Annotated in this window: 18 protein-coding genes and 1 tRNA gene; 9 read left to right on the top strand and 10 right to left on the bottom strand. The window is 51.4% G+C overall.

All coding sequences use genetic code 11. The annotated features are described in order from the left end of the window. Positions 1-22: 22 nt before the first annotated feature. From HCZ99_RS11720 to HCZ99_RS11760, 9 genes are all read right to left on the bottom strand, one after another. Positions 23-796, bottom strand: a complete 774-nt coding sequence (locus HCZ99_RS11720; protein WP_167447152.1) for an MBL fold metallo-hydrolase — start codon at positions 794-796, stop codon at positions 23-25. Beyond that, a complete protein-coding gene (locus HCZ99_RS11725) occupies positions 793-1611 on the bottom strand; it encodes a TatD family hydrolase (RefSeq protein WP_167447153.1) in 819 nt (272 codons plus the stop codon). Before HCZ99_RS11725 ends, HCZ99_RS11720 begins: the two co-directional genes overlap by 4 nt. After that, positions 1608-3173: a methionine--tRNA ligase gene (gene metG, locus HCZ99_RS11730; RefSeq protein WP_167447154.1), complete on the bottom strand. Its 1566-nt coding sequence runs from the start codon at positions 3171-3173 to the stop codon at positions 1608-1610. The genes HCZ99_RS11725 and metG overlap by 4 nt, the downstream gene beginning before the upstream one ends. Positions 3174-3258: 85 nt before the next feature. Beyond that, the gene (locus tag HCZ99_RS11735; RefSeq protein ID WP_167447155.1) at positions 3259-4368 is read right to left on the bottom strand and encodes a DNA polymerase III subunit delta'; all 1110 of its coding nucleotides are present in this window, start codon (positions 4366-4368) and stop codon (positions 3259-3261) included. 4 nt (positions 4369-4372) lie between these two features. Further along, positions 4373-5029 carry a dTMP kinase gene (tmk, locus tag HCZ99_RS11740; RefSeq protein WP_167447156.1) on the bottom strand — a complete coding sequence of 219 codons (657 nt, stop codon included), beginning with the start codon at positions 5027-5029 and terminating at the stop codon, positions 4373-4375. After that, positions 5026-6120: a D-alanyl-D-alanine carboxypeptidase family protein gene (locus HCZ99_RS11745; RefSeq protein ID WP_254869581.1), complete on the bottom strand. Its 1095-nt coding sequence runs from the start codon at positions 6118-6120 to the stop codon at positions 5026-5028. The genes tmk and HCZ99_RS11745 overlap by 4 nt, the downstream gene beginning before the upstream one ends. A 267-nt stretch (positions 6121-6387) precedes the next feature. Then, positions 6388-7458: a septal ring lytic transglycosylase RlpA family protein gene (locus HCZ99_RS11750; protein WP_167447158.1), complete on the bottom strand. Its 1071-nt coding sequence runs from the start codon at positions 7456-7458 to the stop codon at positions 6388-6390. 76 nt (positions 7459-7534) lie between these two features. Continuing rightward, positions 7535-8539 carry a lytic murein transglycosylase gene (locus tag HCZ99_RS11755; RefSeq protein WP_167447159.1) on the bottom strand — a complete coding sequence of 335 codons (1005 nt, stop codon included), beginning with the start codon at positions 8537-8539 and terminating at the stop codon, positions 7535-7537. 20 nt (positions 8540-8559) lie between these two features. Next, entirely contained in the window at positions 8560-9201 is a 642-nt protein-coding gene (locus HCZ99_RS11760; protein ID WP_167447160.1) for a YdcF family protein, read from the bottom strand. Positions 9202-9546: 345 nt separating this feature from the next. Between HCZ99_RS11760 and HCZ99_RS11765 the strand changes: the two genes are divergently transcribed. Beyond that, positions 9547-9636: transfer RNA gene (locus HCZ99_RS11765), tRNA-Ser, on the top strand. A 302-nt stretch (positions 9637-9938) separates the two neighbouring features. On the opposite strand, the gene HCZ99_RS11770 is transcribed toward HCZ99_RS11765, so the two are convergent. Beyond that, entirely contained in the window at positions 9939-10163 is a 225-nt protein-coding gene (locus tag HCZ99_RS11770) for a hypothetical protein (RefSeq protein ID WP_167447161.1), read from the bottom strand. Between the two features lie 398 nt (positions 10164-10561). Here HCZ99_RS11770 and HCZ99_RS11775 point away from each other — a divergent pair, with 398 nt between their 5' ends. The 8 genes from HCZ99_RS11775 to HCZ99_RS11810 all read left to right on the top strand — a co-directional run bounded on the left by HCZ99_RS11775 (position 10562) and on the right by HCZ99_RS11810 (position 18135). Beyond that, the gene (locus tag HCZ99_RS11775; RefSeq protein ID WP_167447162.1) at positions 10562-10900 is read left to right on the top strand and encodes a zinc ribbon domain-containing protein YjdM; all 339 of its coding nucleotides are present in this window, start codon (positions 10562-10564) and stop codon (positions 10898-10900) included. Between the two features lie 390 nt (positions 10901-11290). After that, the gene (locus HCZ99_RS11780; protein ID WP_167447163.1) at positions 11291-12064 is read left to right on the top strand and encodes an ABC transporter ATP-binding protein; all 774 of its coding nucleotides are present in this window, start codon (positions 11291-11293) and stop codon (positions 12062-12064) included. A gap of 88 nt (positions 12065-12152) precedes the next feature. Further along, positions 12153-12950: a transporter substrate-binding domain-containing protein gene (locus tag HCZ99_RS11785; protein ID WP_167447164.1), complete on the top strand. Its 798-nt coding sequence runs from the start codon at positions 12153-12155 to the stop codon at positions 12948-12950. Between the two features lie 111 nt (positions 12951-13061). After that, complete coding sequence (locus HCZ99_RS11790; RefSeq protein ID WP_167447165.1) at positions 13062-13754, top strand: ABC transporter permease; 693 nt, start codon at positions 13062-13064, stop codon at positions 13752-13754. Between the two features lie 3 nt (positions 13755-13757). Continuing rightward, on the top strand, positions 13758-14504 hold the full coding sequence (locus tag HCZ99_RS11795; protein ID WP_167447166.1) for an ABC transporter permease: 747 nt from the start codon (positions 13758-13760) through the stop codon (positions 14502-14504). Between the two features lie 148 nt (positions 14505-14652). Next, complete coding sequence (locus HCZ99_RS11800) at positions 14653-15792, top strand: succinylglutamate desuccinylase/aspartoacylase family protein (protein WP_167447167.1); 1140 nt, start codon at positions 14653-14655, stop codon at positions 15790-15792. 213 nt (positions 15793-16005) lie between these two features. Then, the gene (deoC, locus tag HCZ99_RS11805; RefSeq protein WP_167447168.1) at positions 16006-16839 is read left to right on the top strand and encodes a deoxyribose-phosphate aldolase; all 834 of its coding nucleotides are present in this window, start codon (positions 16006-16008) and stop codon (positions 16837-16839) included. Positions 16840-16911: 72 nt separating this feature from the next. Further along, a complete protein-coding gene (locus tag HCZ99_RS11810) occupies positions 16912-18135 on the top strand; it encodes a phosphopentomutase (RefSeq protein ID WP_167447169.1) in 1224 nt (407 codons plus the stop codon). The last annotated feature ends 4 nt before the right edge of the window (positions 18136-18139 follow it).

An 18139-nucleotide genomic window follows, 5' to 3' on the forward strand; every position in this document is an offset into this window, starting at 1 on the left:
CGATCTATCGCGTTTCAATTTCTTAGTTTACGTCAATCACAAGGCCATCATAAGCCGGTTCAACATTGGCTGGCGTGTCGGCCATCGCGGCTGCGTAATCGAACTGGATGCTCATGTGGGTCATGTAAACCTGTTTGGGTTTGAACTCTTCGACCCATTCCAGCAATTTTTCGACGTGGGCATGCGTGTTGTGTGGTTTGTGGCGTAGGCAATCGACGACCCAGACATCAAGATCGTAAAGATGTTCTTTTGACGCCTCGGGGAAATTCACGACGTCGGTCGAATAGGCAAACTTGCCGATCTTAAAGCCAAGGGTTTCGCAATAGCCGTGATCTTGCGAGAAAACCGTTATCGGCACCCCTGCTGCTTCGAACGGCCCCGTGATGACGTGCGGCACCAATACGGGCTTGAAAAAGAACTCAACGCCGTCAGGAAGCGGTGTAAAGACATACGCGAAGCGATCACCGATCTCTGAGATAGTCTGCGATGATGCATACACATCAATCGGCTGCCCCATAGCGACATTGATCCAACGTACATCATCGATGCCGTGCACGTGATCGGCATGTGCGTGAGTAAACAAGATTGAGTCAATGTGGGTGATATCGTGGCGAAGCGCTTGTTCGCGAAAATCTGGCGTGACATCGACCAAGATTTTCTTACCAGCTTCTTCGATTAAGATAGAGCTTCTTAAACGCCGGTTTTTCGGGTTGTTCGGGTCACAATGGCCCCATCCTAGGCCAACAGAAGGCACGCCATTTGATGATCCGCAGCCTAGAATGGTTACCTTGGTCACTGTGCGCTGTCCCCCAGCACAAGAAGATTGTTGCGGTCGGCTTTGGTGAACAGCTTAAAGAAATTATCCGTGGTTATGCGGGCAATTTCATCAACGCTGACACCCTTGATTTCCGCAAGTTTCGCCGCGGTATGCGCAACGTAGCTTGGCTCATTCGGTTTGCCACGCTTGGGCACAGGTGCCAGATATGGGGCATCTGTTTCAACTAACAGCCGATCCAATGGGACATCTTCGAGTGCCGCACGGATTTCCTTGGCAGAATTGAACGTGATGATGCCCGAGCATGAAATATAAAACCCGATTTTCAATGCACGTTGCGCCAAGGCGGCCGAACTGGAAAAACAATGGATAAGGCCGGGAAATGGCCCCTTTTCATATTCTTCTTCAAGAATATCCATCGTGTCATCGTCTGCGTCGCGCGTATGGACAATCAACGGCAACCCGGTTTCACGACAGGCCGCAATATGCGCACGGAAGCTTTCTTGCTGCGCATCACGCGGTGCATTGTCATAGAAATAATCAAGGCCGCTTTCGCCAATGCCGATGATTTTCGGGTCAGACGCCTTTGCGATCAGGACGTCCGGGGATGATATCCCCTCCTCGCCCGCTTCGTGTGGGTGAACGCCGATCGTGCAATAAATGTGGTCGGCCTGATCTGCAACGGCGCGTACCTGATCAAATGTTGTCAGTTTCACGCCGATGCTGACCATCATGCCAACGCCAGCATTCTTGGCGCGCGCAACGGTTCCGGCAAAATCATCAGAAAATTGCGGATAGTCTAGATGGCAGTGGCTGTCGACAAGGGCGACATTCATGCCTTCTCTCCTTCGGCTTCTGGTTCGACAAAGCGCGGGAAAACACCTTCGGGCTTGGGCAAGCTTGTCCCAACCGTAAGGGCGTTATCTGGGCCAAGCTGATCAAATCCGCGCTGATCATCCGCAAGGACAAGCAGATCGAGAATTTTCGCAGCTGATTCCGGCATGATCGGCTGCACAAGAATGCCGACATGGCGAATGACTTCAGCCAAGACATAAAGAACCGTTTCCATCCGTGCCGGATCGGTTTTCTTTAAGCCCCAAGGCGCCATTTCATCGACATAGCGGTTTGCATCGCCAACCAGGCTCCAGATTGCTTCAAGCGCTTTATGGAAAGCCTGCTCGTCAAACAATGGGCGGACGGTATCAAGCATCCCGTATGCTTTGCCGAGGATCTCGGTATCTGCGTCCGTAAATTCGCCCGGTGTTGGGACGGCTGCATTACAGTTTTTGTGGATCATTGACAAAACGCGCTGGCACATATTGCCAAGGTCGTTGGCCAATTCACTGTTCATGCGGCTGACCATGGCTCGATGACCAAAATCACCATCATTGCCAAACGGCACTTCGCGCAGCAGGAAATAACGGGTTTGATCAAGGCCGTAGCGTTCTGTCAGATCATACGGATCAATGACATTGCCAATCGATTTTGAAATCTTTTGGCCTTCGTTGGTCCACCAGCCGTGTGCAAAAACGCGTTTAGGCGGTGTAATGTCTGCCGCGAGCAGGAATGCCGGCCAATAAACCGCATGGAAACGCAGGATATCTTTACCAACCATGTGAAGATCGGCTGGCCAGAATTTTTCAAGTTTCGCCGGATCGGCATCGGGATAGCCAATGGCCGTCAAATAGTTGGTCAGAGCATCAAGCCAAACATACATGACATGGTCATCGTCGCCGGGAACCGGCACACCCCATTTAAAGCTGGTGCGTGAAACGGAAAGGTCATGCATGCCGCCTTTGACAAAGCTGATAACTTCGTTGCGACGTGATTGCGGGGCGATGAAATCAGGATTTTCATCATAGAATTTCAAAAGACGATCACCCCAAGCAGACAGCTTGAAGAAATAGCTCGGCTCAGACACCCATTCAACAGGTGCGCCGGTTGGGGCAAGTTTTTCGCCGTCTTTCTCGATCAGTTCTTTTTCGCCGTAGAAAGCTTCATCCCGGACCGAATACCAGCCGTCGTAAGAGCCAAGATAAATCTCGCCCTTTTCCAGCAATGTATTCCAAAGCGCCTGACAGGCTTTCTTATGACGTTCTTCCGTCGTGCGGATGAAATCGTCATTGGAAAAGTTCATGTGACCAGCAAGATCGCGGAAATTTTGCGAAACCTGATCGGTGAAGGTTTGCGGATCGATGCCTTTGGCCGCAGCAGATTTGTCGACTTTCTGACCATGTTCGTCAGTGCCGGTCAGAAACATCACATCGAAACCGTCAAGGCGCTTAAAGCGGGCCAATACGTCACATGCCAGGGTGGTATAGGCATGGCCAATATGTGGCTTGTCATTGACGTAATAAATCGGTGTCGTGATGTAATAGGGCTGTTTGTGCCCGGTCATGGCCGAAAATCCTTCGCGTAATTCGTGAAACAAAACGGCCCGAGTGGGCCGTGATGGTCAATATTTCAGGTGTTGGGCTGCGATGTCAGTTGCGCATGTTTTCTTCAAGGATGAAGAATGCGTTGAGCAAGGCTTGCTTGCGGTCAAGATGCAAACCACGGGTCGCGCCCATCAATTCGTTGATCTTTTCCCATACCTCTAGCCATTGATCAAGCGGTTGCGAAGCCGCCATGCGTTGCATGGCCGGTAATTCGCCTTCGACAATCTCGCGCGGGGCTTGGCCGGTCGCGGCAAAGCGGATCATTCGGGCCAGCCACCAATGCAAAAGTTCGGTAACGGTGGCAAATGATGCATCTTTGTCAGCAGCGGAAAAACGTTCTGCAAACTTGTGAAGGGCAGCAACATCGGCGTTGGGAAGCGCGGCAATCAAATTTACAAGATCGGTATAAAGCTCAAGCCCGCCGACCTCATGAAGTTGTAAGGCGCGTCCAACGCTGCCCTCTGCCAGGCCAGACAACGCATCACGATCGCCAAGATCCATTTCCGGGCAATAACGTCCCAAAAGATCGACAACCTGATGTTCTTCTAGTGCACCAAGATTAAGACGACGACAGCGCGATCGAATTGTCGGAAGCAACCGTCCCGGATGGTGCGCGACCAAAATCATCAACGCATTCGCAGGCGGTTCTTCAAGAACCTTCAAGATCGCGTTGGCCGCATTACGATTAAGTTCGTCTGCGGCATCGACAATAACAACGCGCCAGCCGCCCTCAGCAGAGGTTTTGGACATGAAGTTGCCAACAGTACGGACACTGTCGACGGTGATTTCACCCTGAAGGCGCTTTTTCTTTTCGTCAAACTTGCGTTCAATAACCTTAAGGTCACCGTGCCCGCCACCGGCGATCCGGCGAAAAACAGGATTTTCCGGATCAATATAAAGGCCGTCTGGACTGTCGCCAAAAAGACCAACACCGCCATCGGCCCCGCCGCCCGAAAGAACAAAGCGTGCCATGCGATAGGCCAATGTTGCTTTGCCGACACCCCGCGGGCCACAAATCAGCCACGCATGATGCATGCGTTTACTGTTCCAAGCGTCAAGAATGGTTTTCTCGGCCTCTTCATGGCCAAGCAAAGCTTCATTCTTACGCGGAGAGAAAATATCTTCTTCGTCTTCCGTGACGTCTGCGCGGGCCATATGGTTAACTCCCCTGCCCGCCAAGTGCATCAGACACGGCAGAAATCATACGTTCGCCAACGGTATCGACATCACTGTCCGCGTCAATGATGCGACAGCGGTCCGATTGCGTTCGGGCGATTTCCATAAATCCTTCGCGCAAGCGCTGATGAAATTCAAGCCCCATCCGCTCAAACCGGTCTTCGGCAGCGCTGACATTGGCAAACCGTGCCCCTGCCCGATCAAGCCCCACTTCAATTGGTAGATCAAAGATAAGGGTCAAGTCCGGTTTGAAATCGCCAATGGCCAACATCCAAAGATCTCGGATGTAATCAGGCCCCAAACCATGGCCATATCCCTGATAAGCCACCGATGAATCCGCAAAGCGATCACATAACACAACATGCCCCTCGGCCAGGGCCGGGCGAATGGTGCGTTCAACATGGTCGCGGCGCGAAGCGAACATCAAAAATGCTTCTGTGACGGCATCCCAGCGCCCAGGATCGCCGGTTAGCAACAAGTTGCGGATTTCTTCCGCGCCGGGGGATCCGCCAGGTTCGCGGGTGACAACCACATCGCGCCCCTGATGGCGAAACCATTCTTCCAGACGCCGAATTTGAGTGGTCTTTCCGCTGCCCTCGCCACCTTCAAAGCTTATGAAAAAGCCAGGCTTTTCACTCACCCGTTTGCTCCCCAAAGCAGGTATTTGATTGCAGCGCCAATACGGCCAATAAGGCCAAGTCTTTCGACATCTTGCGCGGCATAAAGCGGGAATTCACGTGGTTCCTGATCCGGAACTTCGACCTTCAAGTGCGCGATCTGTTGGCCTTTGGTGATTGGTGCCGGAATGGGGCCTTCGTATTCAACTGAGACCTTCATGTCGTTATGTGCGCTACGCGGAAGCGTCAGGAGGATGTCCTTGTCTGCAACAAGATCAACCTTCTTTTCCGCACCAAGCCATACATCGGCGGTCGCAACAGTTTCGTCCTTGGCGAACAGGTCATAATTGTCAAATTCGCGGAAACCCCAATCAAGAAGTTTCTGTGATTCGGTGCGGCGTTCTCGGACAGAGCCAAGACCATTAACCACAACAATCAGGCGACGACCATCGCGCTCGGCCGAAGCAGTCAAACCATAACCAGCCGTTTCCGTATGACCGGTTTTCAGGCCATCAACGCCAGCACTTGTGCCCAACAACGGATTACGGTTGGGCTGGCGGATGCCGTTATAGGTGAATTCACGAACCGAATAGAGTTTATAAAGTTCTGGGAAGTTGCGAATTGTATCGCGCGCGAGTGTTGCCAGATCATGCACGGTGACAAGGTGGCCTTCTGCGGGCCAACCGGTTGCGTTTTTAAATACCGACTTGGTCATGCCGATATTACGTGCTTCTTCGGTCATTTCCTCGGCAAAGGCGTCCTCGGTCCCTGCTAATCCTTCGGCGACGACAATGGCAGCGTCGTTACCTGACTGAACAATAATGCCGTGCAACAGGTCAGAAACCGAGACGTCGGAGTTGACCTCAACGAACATCTTCGACCCGCCTTTGCGCCAGGCTTTCTCGCTGACATGGAAGGTGTCATCCATGGAAACGCTGCCGTCCTTGATATGCTTGAACAGCATATGCACGGTCATCATTTTGGTCATGGAAGCCGGTTCGGTCAGCGTATCGCCTTCTTTGTTCAAAAGAACAGTGCCGGTATCGAAATCCATGATGAAGGCTTCACGCGCAATGGTCTCGATAGCCTGCGCACTGGTCGCAGATACGGCCATAAGAGACCCAAGTATCGCGGCGCCCGCCACTACTCGGTTCAGACTTTTTTTGAACGGAATTGGTGGCATCAAACTCATAACGTCCTGACCTTGTATACTGAAAATCATTATTGCCGGCGCGCCGGCGTCTTGAAGTAGTTGCTTATGTCTCAAATCCGGCAAAATTGTGCAACCGCTTGAGTGTTTCCTCATAAAACAAAAAGCTTGATCGCAAGCCTATGTTTTACGCCACAGCTCGTGCGAAGCGGTCAACAACGTTCCCGATGTCTAACAAACTGAACTTGATTTTGGTGTCCCGCCAACATTTTCTGCGCATTCGACAACGACTTTTGCCCCGTTTTGCCCGGTGGCAATCACTTGTTCAAGAAGAACATCTGCCTCTGGCACGGTATTTAGCGGGCCTAAGCGAACGCGATAAAAGGTCGTTCCCTTTACGTCAATCGGCTCAATCTTACTTGGTGCCATATCAAACAGGCGATTGCGCAAGTTCAAGGCATTGTCATAGATCGAAAACGCACCAGCCTGAACATAAATCTCAGACTTCGTGACCGGCTCGACCGACATCACAGCCGTGTCTTTCGGCGTTACACCGAGTGACGTTTGCTCAATCCCGGTTTGATTGCTTGCCGGCGGCGGTGTCAGGATGACTTTCGACGTGGTTTTTTCACCACTATCGGTGATCGGACCGTTATCGAGCTGCACAGTTTCGACCACATCGCGTGGCGCCGCACTGACGGTTTTCTGCTCTGCCGCGGTGACGGCGGGCTGTGCTTCGCCCTTGGCGACGGCTGCAATGTTTCGGCTGTCAATTTCGACAACTTCAACCAAAACCTTGGCCGTGCCTTTTTTCTCAAACCCAAGCAATTGGGCCGCACGGCGCGACATGTCGATGATCCGGCTATGAGCAAACGGACCACGATCATTCACGCGTACCTTAAGCGACCGACCGTTTTCAAGGTTGGTCACACGCACGATGCTTGGCAGCGGAAGCGTTCGGTGGGCTGCGGAAATTTCGTTTTGATCAAAAATCTCGCCATTGGCTGTTCTTTTGCCATGGAACTTTGGCCCGTACCAAGATGCAATCCCGGTCTCGCTATATTCGTAATCAACTGCCGGATAGTACCATTGACCGGCAATCTCATATGGATTGCCGATCTTATAGTTTCCGACCTGTGCTGGCTGCTGGTGACTATTACCGCCACCAAGACGCTTCACACCGTGAACCGCCAATTGGGTTTCAGCACAGCCAGAAAGAAGTACGCCCAGGGCAACCGCAGTGATACCAATGCGTCCTTTGGTAAACATCCGTGCAAACGCACTGTTGCTTGTATCTGGCATCAAGGTATCCCCGCTTAAAGATGCTCTGTTCTTCGAGGCATTCATCGATGAATACCTCGTATTACATGTTCAGTTATTAGTAGCCAGCAATGGCATCGGCCAAGGTGCCAACAGCGATGGCAAAGTAGGTCGACCGGTTCCAATGCATGATGGTGTGGAAATTGTTATAAACCATGTAAGCAGGACCTTCACCGTCATTTACCATGACAATTGATGCGTCCATATCTGCTGTTGGCAGATCGGCACCATTTGGCATGCGAACGCCAATTTTCTGCCACTCGCTAATCGGTTTACGAATATCGCGGCCTTCAAGTTCCTTATCGAACCCTTTAGGAACGCTAACTTTACGGCCCCAACGTTCATCGGTTTTCCAGCCGACAGACGAAAGATAATTGGCCGCAGAGGCAAAGACATCTTCTTTTGCGCCCCAAAGGTCAATCTTCCCGTCGCCATTCCCATCGCGGGCGTAGCTCAAGAAGGTAGACGGCATAAATTGCGCCTGCCCCATCGCACCGGCCCATGAACCTGTCATGTCATCAGCGGCGATATGCCCGGCATCAATGATGGTCAATGCGTTCATCAATTCTTTGCGGAAATATTCCGCGCGACGCCCTTCAAAGGCCAAGGTCGCAAGTGAATCGACAACCGAATATCCGCCGGTATGACGGCCAAACCCGGTCTCAATCCCCCAGAACGCCGTCAGGTACTGGCCTGGAACGCCGTATTTCTTTGCCGCCGCATCAATAATGTCGCGGTTTTCAGCGTATTTCTTCCGGCCTTCATTGATGCGTGACTGAGGCACGACACGCTGAAGGTACTGTTCGAACGTCAGTTTGAATTCCGGTTGGCTGCGATCATACTCAATGACCTTGGGGATCGGTTTGGTATCGGCAAATGCGATTTCGAGCGTCGGCTCGGAAATACCTTTGGCCGCGGCTTCTTTTTTAAAGGCCACCAGCCAATCTTCGAACCCTTCGGTGGTGAACTCTGGAAGTTTTTCATCCGTCTGAGCAAAGGCAGGCGCGCTTGCGGTAATGACGGTAAGCGCGGAAGCGGCAGTCAGGAGTTTCCAGAATTTCATCAAAAGCCTCATCCAGGATGTCAGTTATCGGTTTCCACGGATTTCGGTCCGGGAAACCATTCATCAGTTCGCCCGGTCCAGTAATAGGCGGTTAATCCAACCCATTCACGCAGACCACGGCTTAGGGATTTGATACCGCCTGAGATGTTAAGACTTGCTAAATGGAGGTCATCAGATGTGATTCTTCCGACCGGATACGCAATAATTTTCCAACCGGCCTTGCGAAAAACGCCAACAGCACGTGGCATATGATCGGCTGAAGTCACCAAAACCCAAGGCCTTTGCGAATTTTCTGGCCAAAGGCTCGAAACCATACTCTTGGTGTTTAACGCATTTTCATGCGTATTGCGTGCTTTGGTCTCAAAATGCATGTTTTGGGTCAGAAGACGCGAATCGCTTAACCATTTTCGAAGAACCTCTGCCTCGCTAAATCCGCGGTCAATCAGAACGCCATCTTTGCCGGTGAAAATAATCGGTTTTTCGGGATGTTGATTGGCAAGACGAAGCATCGTGAAGATTCGATCCGGCGCGGTTAGGAACTGTACTTCGCCGCGTTTAAGGTAACTCGCCCCCGCGATCGTTCCGGACAAGACGATCACACCGGCAAAGTCCGTTTCGGTTAAATCGGGCTGCTCAAACCGTGTTTCCAAGCGATTCAGCAAAAACGCCCCCACCGGAATGACCGTAATCAATAATGATATGGCCGAAACGCCGACCAACATTTTTAACGCGAACCGGCGGGTCCCCTTGAAACATATCAAAACCAAAGACAGCAAAAGTGCGGCGCCAAACACCAACCCCATGTTTGTAAGATGGCCAATGGTTTTTGATAAAAAGTAAAACACGACAAATGCGCTCGAGCAAAAGTAGATCCAGAGTTGTGCGCACAATACCCGATCAGCATTTTTTTAAACAGCTTTTGATAGATTTCGTGATTGGGCTATTGACAGTAACGCACGGCCAATTTATTGAAAGCGCCCAGAGCAAAAAGCTCCAACCGATTTTGCGGAGAGGTGGCAGAGCGGTTGAATGCAACGGTCTTGAAAACCGTCGTGCCTTTACGGGTACCGTGGGTTCGAATCCCACCCTCTCCGCCATTCCCCAAGCCATTGATATTAATTTCAGTTTTACTGGTTTCGGAACGCTTGTCGTTCGCCGAAAACAGACATCTATTGCGTGTTTTGAGCAATAAAAAACCGCACATGCATTTACATGGCGGTTTCTGAATATCGGCCCCTACACTGAGCCAAGCATCGCATTACAATGTTGCAAAGGTGGCGCTGATTAAGTCGCGTCAACCAAGCGGTTTTTAGGGCCTATCCGTTGTGGAAGGATCGCAATGCCCTATGCCCTTACGTGTCTTTTGCGTCGCAAAGGGCATTTATGGTGCAGTGGACTTTTAGTAGCTTAAATCCAGTCCAAGCTTCCAGCTTAGCCCAAAGGCGATCAGGCTGACGGTGGCAACTGCCAGTAAGAAAACAGCTGTGATCTTGGCACCTGAGATGAGCGCTGCACGCCGTTCAAGCTTTTCACCTTGGTCATAGTGCCATTTAACGGCGAAGAACATCGCGATACAAAGCGCGACACCTTTAAAGGTGCCAAAGACGATAGGAACCCAATCCATTTCAGGCCTTTCAATTACATCATTAGCCAACATTATGATCCGATGACCGGCAAGGTCATACTTCGAATTCTGCAACGCTGATATGTAGTGACAATCACCTGCGTTCGAACCTTTATCTCGGGCCGCCCAAGACAAGACGCACGACTGCGTAGGCTCCGCGCCAGATCCAAGAATCTTGACGATGGCAATCCCACGTGCCAGAAAGTGTCACCTTTCGATGAGTAGCTTAACTTAAGCTGTTGATCAAAAGAGAGAATTGCGAATTGTCATGCGTCTCACTCTTTTCGCAATTCTATATGGCGCAGCTCATCTGTCGAAACTTCAGACATTTTAAAACGCCTGAAAGATACAGGGCTGTTTTTCCAAGCGACGCAAACCTTGTCATAAAGGCCAAAGACATGAGCGAACTACCACCCTGCCCCAAATGCCAATCTGCTTACACCTACGAAGATGGTGAACTGCTGATTTGCCCAGAATGCGCCCATGAATGGTCTGCCACGGCTGCTTCGGCGTCGGAAAATGTCATTCGTGATTCCAACGGCACCCCGCTTGCGGATGGCGATACCGTTTCGGTCATCAAAGATCTGAAGGTTAAGGGCTCTTCGTCCGTTGTTAAAGTAGGCACGAAGGTTAAAAACATCCGCCTTGTTGAAGGCGATCACGATATTGATTGCAAGATCCCAGGCATCGGGCCGATGGGCCTGAAATCGGAATTTGTGAAAAAGGTCAGCGAATAACTTCGCCCTTTCAAAAATTTTGAATGCCACATAAAAAGCGCACCAACGTCCGGTGCGCTTTTGTCGTTCTAAAGCGATCTCGTGATAAATCTGCCGCTGCGTTTTGCGGCACACTACGATATCGAACATGGGCGTGTGGTTTTTTATTGCGTAAAAACACGTGCTGATGCACGATTTTTGCCATACCATTGTTTGAGCTGCTTATAAAATGAGCAAAATGGCAGTTTTATTCATAAAACTGCAAAAACCAGTGGAAATACGTGCAGGCGACAGGCAAATATTCACCCTCAAGGAGCGCCTTTGCGTGACTTGAATGGGGGCGCATCTGGCGACGGATGCAAAAGCGATATTAAGTTTTAGAACTTTAAACACGGGAAATTTTAACTCGATATGAGCAAAAACATACCCGCCTTGCAGGTTGAAGGGATGTTCAAAAGCTTTGGGGACCATGAAGTCCTTAAGGGCATTGATTTGACAGCCAACACCGGCGATGTAATTTCCATTATCGGTTCTTCAGGATCTGGCAAAAGTACATTTTTGCGCTGCATCAACCTTCTTGAGACCCCGAACGCGGGGAAAGTCCATGTGCAGGGCGAACTTATTCGCATGCGGACGCTTAAAGATGGCAGCCAAGATGCCGCTGACAAAAAACAACTCCAACGCATTCGCACCAAATTGGCCATGGTATTTCAGAGCTTTAACCTCTGGAGCCATTTGACCATTCTGGAAAACGTCATCGAAGCACCGGTGCATGTTTTGGGAGTCCCAAAAAAGCAAGCCATCGAACGGGCGGATGCGCTACTGCATAAAGTCGGTATGTATGAGCGCCGCGATTACTATCCGGGCCATGTGTCGGGCGGACAGCAACAGCGCGCAGCCATTGCACGCGCCCTTGCGATTGAACCGGAAGTTCTGCTGTTTGATGAACCAACATCTGCGTTGGACCCGGAACTGGTGGGCGAAGTGCTGCACGTTATGACGGCCCTTGCCGAAGAAGGCCGGACAATGCTGGTTGTGACCCACGAAATGGGCTTTGCCAAAGGTGTGTCAAACCAGGTGATGTATTTGCATCAAGGCCTTGTCGAAGAATTTGGCAATCCCAAAGACGTTTTCGAGAATCCAAAATCAGAACGCATGAAGCAATTCCTTCAGCGCGATTTCTGATCGTGGCGACGGCAACATCACATATGTTTCTGTCACAAGAATAGCGATGCGAATGGCACGCTATTCCAATCAACAAGGGAGAGTATGAATGAAAAACTGGATCAAGGTTGCAACCGCTGCCGCACTGGGTGTGGCACTGAGTGCTTCTGCGGCAAATGCTGCATGGGAAAAAGTCGTTATTGCGAGTGAGGGCGCTTACCCTCCGTTCAACATGATGGACGAAAACGGCAAGTTGACCGGATTTGACATTGAGTTCGCTGAAGAGCTTTGCAAAACCGCAAAAATCGAATGCGAGATCGTTGCTCAGGATTGGGATGGGATGATCCCGGGCCTGCTGGCGAAAAAATACGATGCGATCATTGCTCAGATGTCGATCACCGAAGAACGCAAACGTTCCATCGACTTCTCTGACTATTACAGCAACACGCCTGCTGTTTTCGTTGGTAAAGACGGCATGTCCATCACCGCCTACAAAGACGGCGAAGTCATCGAAGACGCACTTGATGGGATGGTAATTGGTGTTCAGCGTTCAACCACGCACGCCAACTTCCTCGAAGACAACTATCCGAATGTCGAAATTCGTATGTATGACACGCAGGACAACGCCCTGCTCGACCTGACTTCGGGTCGTGTTGATGCGACGCTTGCGGATTCCGGTACGCTTCAGGCGTGGGTAGAGTCCGAAGACGGCAAAGGTTACGGCATGGTCTCGAACCAGTTCGCACCGACCGAATGGTTTGGCGAAGGCGCTGGTATTGGCATCCGTAAAGAAGACCAGGACCTGAAGGAAATCTTCAACAAGGCTCTGGCGGAAATGATTGCAAACGGTTCTTACGAAGAACTGAACAAAAAATACTTCCCGACCATCAATCTTCACCCGAATTGATCGGTTAAAAAGTCAGGGCGGCGTTTATCGCCGCCCTACCCTTATTGCTGATTGCAGTTGACGAAGCAGGGACCGTTTTCACGATCAGCATCAAGGAAAGCTGGAGCTAAAATGTTCGATTTATACGGCCGCGGATGGCAAATGCTTGAAGGGGGACTGGTCACAGTTCAGCTTTGCCTTACCGTATTGCCATTTATGATTTTGATCGGCCTGCTTGGCGCCTCGGCAAAATTGTCGAAGTACCGCACGCTTCGCATCATCGGGGAAAGTTATACGGTCCTTATCCGTGGCATCCCCGAGCTTCTTGTTATTTTATTGATCTATTTTGGCGGCACGATTGCTGTTCAAAACATTGCCGAATTGATTTCAGGCGAAGAAACCCGCGTTGATATTCCAGCCTTTTGGTCTGGTGTTGCGGCACTGGCGTTGGTTCAAGGCGCATTCGCATCCGAAGTTTTCCGTGCTGCGATGCAATCCATCCCGCTGGGTCAGATTGAAGCTGCGACCGCATGCGGCATGACGCCAAGGCAAATATTCGTCCGCATTAAGCTTCCGCAATTGTGGCGTTTCGCCCTACCCGGTTTGAACAACCTGTTTCAGGTTTTGATTAAAGATACCGCGCTTATTTCAGTGGTCGGTGTTGAAGAAATCATGCGTAAAGCCGCAATTGGTGCTGGAACGGAAAAGGCACCTTTCACATTCTATCTTGTGGCGATGTTGATGTTCCTTGCATTTACAACGGTTTCGCTTTTGGTCTTTAACCATCTTGAAAAGCGGGCTGCCCGCGGTATAGCGAGGGGCTGATAGATGTTTGAAGATCTTCTATACGTCCTTGGAAAATATGACAGCTGGCTTTGGAACGGGTTTCTTTTAACCCTCCAACTGCTTGTGATTGCCGTGTTCTTTGGAACCTTGTTGGCGATCCCGCTTGCCGTTGCGCGGTCTTCGAAAAAGGTATGGGTCCAGGCATTTCCGTTTGCCTTTATCTATTTCTTCCGCGGGACACCACTGATTGCCCAGCTGTTCATGATGTATTACGGCGTAGGTCAGCTTGTTGCCAATATCGACGGTATTCAGGACCACTGGACATGGACCTATTTGCGTGATCCCTATTGGTACTGTCTGCTGACCTTCATCTTAAACACAGCGGCCTATATTGCTGAAATCATGCGCGGCGGCATTCAGAATGTGCCAAGCGGCGAAGTCGAAGCAGCACGTGCATGTGGCATGACACCGTTCACCACTTATCGCCGCATCATCTTCCCACGCATGTGGCAGATGATCTGGCCTGCTTACACCAATGACGTGATTTTCACCCTGAAGGCAACGTCACTGGCATCGACCGTTACGATGATGGAACTGACAGGTGCGGCGCGCAAAATTGTCGCGCGAACGGCCCTGCCCTATGAGGCATTTATTTCTGCCGGCGTGATCTATCTGATCATTGTTTATTTCCTAACCTTTGGTTTCAAGGGGATCGAACGATATCTGCGCCGCAGTGAACGCCGCAAAGATGCGAACAAAATCGTTGTGACAAGCCCAGCAGGCCCCTAACCGTTTGCCGCTTTAGCCGGCGGCCAAGAAAACGGGAACCCGGCACAGGATGCCCCGCATGACCATGTCACTTCAGACGTTGTGACGCAGTTCGGGGCATTTCGCCGGGTTCTTTATGATTAAGCCCCACCGACCTAGGATCAAAAGAATGCAAGAAGACCGCATTGAACTTCTCCGCCCTCAAATGGGTACATCACGTGCGCTGACCGTTCGCCGCTATGGCAAACCGGGTAGCGGACCAAAAGCCTACTTTCAGGCGGCCCTGCACGCGGATGAGCTTCCGGGTGTGATCACCCTGCATCACCTTGAAAAGCAGCTTAAAGAAGCCGACGAGAAAGGTGACATCACTGGTGAAATCGTTGTGGTGCCGTTCGCGAACCCGATCGGGTTTACGCAATATGTCGATATGAAACCAATTGGCCGCTTTGAAATGCGCAGTGGTCAGAATTTTAACCGCCACTATCCTGATTTGGGGCCCGCCGTGGTTGAGGCCGTGGCGTCGAGACTGACCCAGAATGCGGACGAAAACGTCAAGATCATTCGCGCTGAACTGCGCCGACTGATCAGCGAACATCGCAAAGACAACGCGCCTTTGTCCGATCTTTCTGATTTGCGCTTTACCCTGGCCGAACTCGCAATTGATGCGGACTATGTCATGGACCTGCATTGCGATTGGGAAGCGCCGATGCATCTTTATATCAGTGACCATAACTGGCCAGATGCCCAAGATTTATCGGCACAGATTGGCTCAGAATGCAGCCTGATTGCCGAAATCAGTGGCGACAATCCGTTTGACGAGGCATTTAGCCGCCCGTGGGTCGAACTGCGCCGGGTTTACGGCGACAAGTTCCCAATCCCGATGGCAACCCTTGCCACAACGATCGAACTTCGTGGGGATCGTGATGTGTATGATGAATACGCAATCACCGATGCGGACAACCTGTTTAAGTTCCTTCAACGTCGCGGCTTGATTAAAGGCGATCCAGGGCCCCTTCCAGAAGCCAAATGCGATGCAACCCCGCTTTCGGGCGTTGATCGCGTGATGGCGCCACAGGGCGGCATGGTGGTGTTTGGTGTTGCTGCGGGCGAAATCGTCAAAGCAGGTCAGGAACTTGGTTATGTTCTTGATTGCGAAACCGGACAGAAAACGCCGTTCTCAAGCCGTACTGACGGGGTTTTGTATTCCCGGATTGGCATTCGGTTGATCGTTCCGGGTGGCTATTTGTGCTCGGTCGCAGGACCAGAAGCACTGCCGGGCCGCGAAGGCCAGCTTTTGCTGTCTAAATAAACACGAAAAGATGGGTTTAACCTGTCTTGATTGAAACTGTGTTTTGGGACGGATTGATTGATTGCCAGACCAAGGTTCGATACCTTGATCGCAGTCATTCGGTCCGTCCTGATCTTTATGTTCGCACCGAAATGAGCACCCTATTTTGTCCCGCAAAGATGCGTGGACTTCTAATAGATTAAATTGCGTTCTACGCTTTGCAAGGATGACCCGATGTTCAACCCGAAAACAGTTGCCGACGTTATTGAACGTGCCGAAAAAAAGGCCGTTGCAAACGCCGAAACAGCGCGTCGCGCCATTTCTGTTCTGGATTTGACCAGCTTAAACGATGACGACACGCCAGAAATCATCGAAGCCCTTTGCAAACGTGCGCAAACGCCAGCTGGCAACACAGCGGCGGTATGTGTTTACGCGCCATTTGTTGAACTGTCTTGTCGGGCATTGCGCGAAGCCGAGGTCAAAACCGCGACGGTGGTAAACTTCCCTGATGGCGGCACCAATGCCCAGCGCGTTGCCGATGAAACAGCCGACTGCATTGCCAAGGGTGCCGACGAAGTTGATCTGGTTCTGCCCTATAAGGCTTTTCTGGCGGGCGATACGACGGTTGCCAAAGACGTCCTTGATGCGACCCGTACAGCCTGCGGCCCTAAGATCACCATGAAGGTTATTCTTGAAACGGGCGAATATGACGACCTAACCAAGGTTTATGACGCAGCGCGCCTTGCGATCAAACATGGGGCGAACTTTGTTAAAACTTCAACCGGCAAGGTGCCGGTCGGCGCGACGCCGCAATCGGCTGTCGCGATGCTTACGGCCATTCGCGATGCACGCGATGAAGATGGCGTTGCTGCCGGGTTTAAGGCATCTGGTGGTGTTAAAACCACGGATGACGCGGCCCTTTATCTGGCGATTGCCGATGAAATCATGGGCGATGGCTGGGCGACACCGCAAACCTTCCGCTTTGGTGCGAGTGGTGTTTTGACCGCTCTTTTGGCGACGTGCGGCTTGAGCAAAGATGGCACCGCCGCTCCGACTGGCAGTTACTGACAAAAATGACTATCTGCCAATTGGTTCAAGACAAAGTCGACCGCGGCAGTTCATGGTTAAAGGATTACATTAATGGCACGTGCCATCATCATTGTTGCAGATAGTTTTGGCATCGGCAGTGCGCCTGACGCAGCCAAGTTTGGCGATCAGGGCGCGGATACGCTTGGCCATATCGCCGAAAACTGCGCGAAGGGTCTTGCCGATAGCGATAAACGCCGTGGGCCGCTTCGTATTCCGAACATGGTTGCACTTGGACTTGGTGAAGCTGCTAAAGATGCCACTGGGCGCGTGCCACCGGGCCTGGATCATGGTGGTGCGATGGTAGGTGCCTTTGGCCATGCCAAAGAACTGTCGCGCGGTAAAGATACCCCAAGCGGCCATTGGGAAATTGCCGGTGTGCCTGTCGATTTTGATTGGGGATATTTCCCGCAAACCGTACCGACCTTCCCGGCCGAATTGACCGATGCGTTTATCAAGCAGGCCAAACTTCCGGGCATTTTGGGCAATTGCCACGCGTCTGGCACAACGATCATTGCCGAACTTGGCGAAGAACACATCAAAACCGGCATGCCGATTTGCTATACCTCAGCCGATAGCGTGTTCCAAATCGCCGCCCACGAAGAACATTTTGGTTTGGACCGATTATATGAAATCTGCGAAATCGCGTTTAAGCTGGTCGAACCTTATAATATCGGTCGTGTGATTGCCCGTCCGTTTGTGGGCGAAAGCCCGGCCGATTTCAAACGGACTTCCAACCGGCGTGATTTGGCCATTCCTCCACATAAGCCAACCTTGCTTGATGCGTTTACCGATGCGGGCGGCACGGTCATTTCGGTTGGGAAAATTGCCGATATCTATGCCCATCGCGGCATCACGAAAAAGGTCAAGGCATCGGGCAATATGGCGCTGTTTGACGCCATGATGGCTGAAATCGCCGAGGCGCCTGATAACAGCATCGTTTTTACCAATCTTGTCGATTTTGACATGGAATTTGGTCATCGCCGCGATGTTGCGGGTTATGCCAATGCGCTTGAAGAATTCGATGCGCGCATTCCGGAATTGCGCGGTGCGCTTAAACCCGGTGACCTGGTGATTGTGACCGCAGATCATGGATGTGATCCGACGTGGCGCGGAAATGATCATACGCGCGAATTTGTGCCTGTCTTGGCATTTGGCCCGGCCATCGCACCCGGCCCGTTTGGCATGCGCGAAACCTTTGCCGATATCGGTCAAACTGTTGCCGATCATCTTGGGATTGCGCCGCTTGCGACCGGGACATCTTTTTTGAACGGATAAAGCA

Source organism: Thalassospira lucentensis, assembly GCF_011806425.1.
GTDB lineage: Bacteria > Pseudomonadota > Alphaproteobacteria > Rhodospirillales > Thalassospiraceae > Thalassospira > Thalassospira lucentensis_B.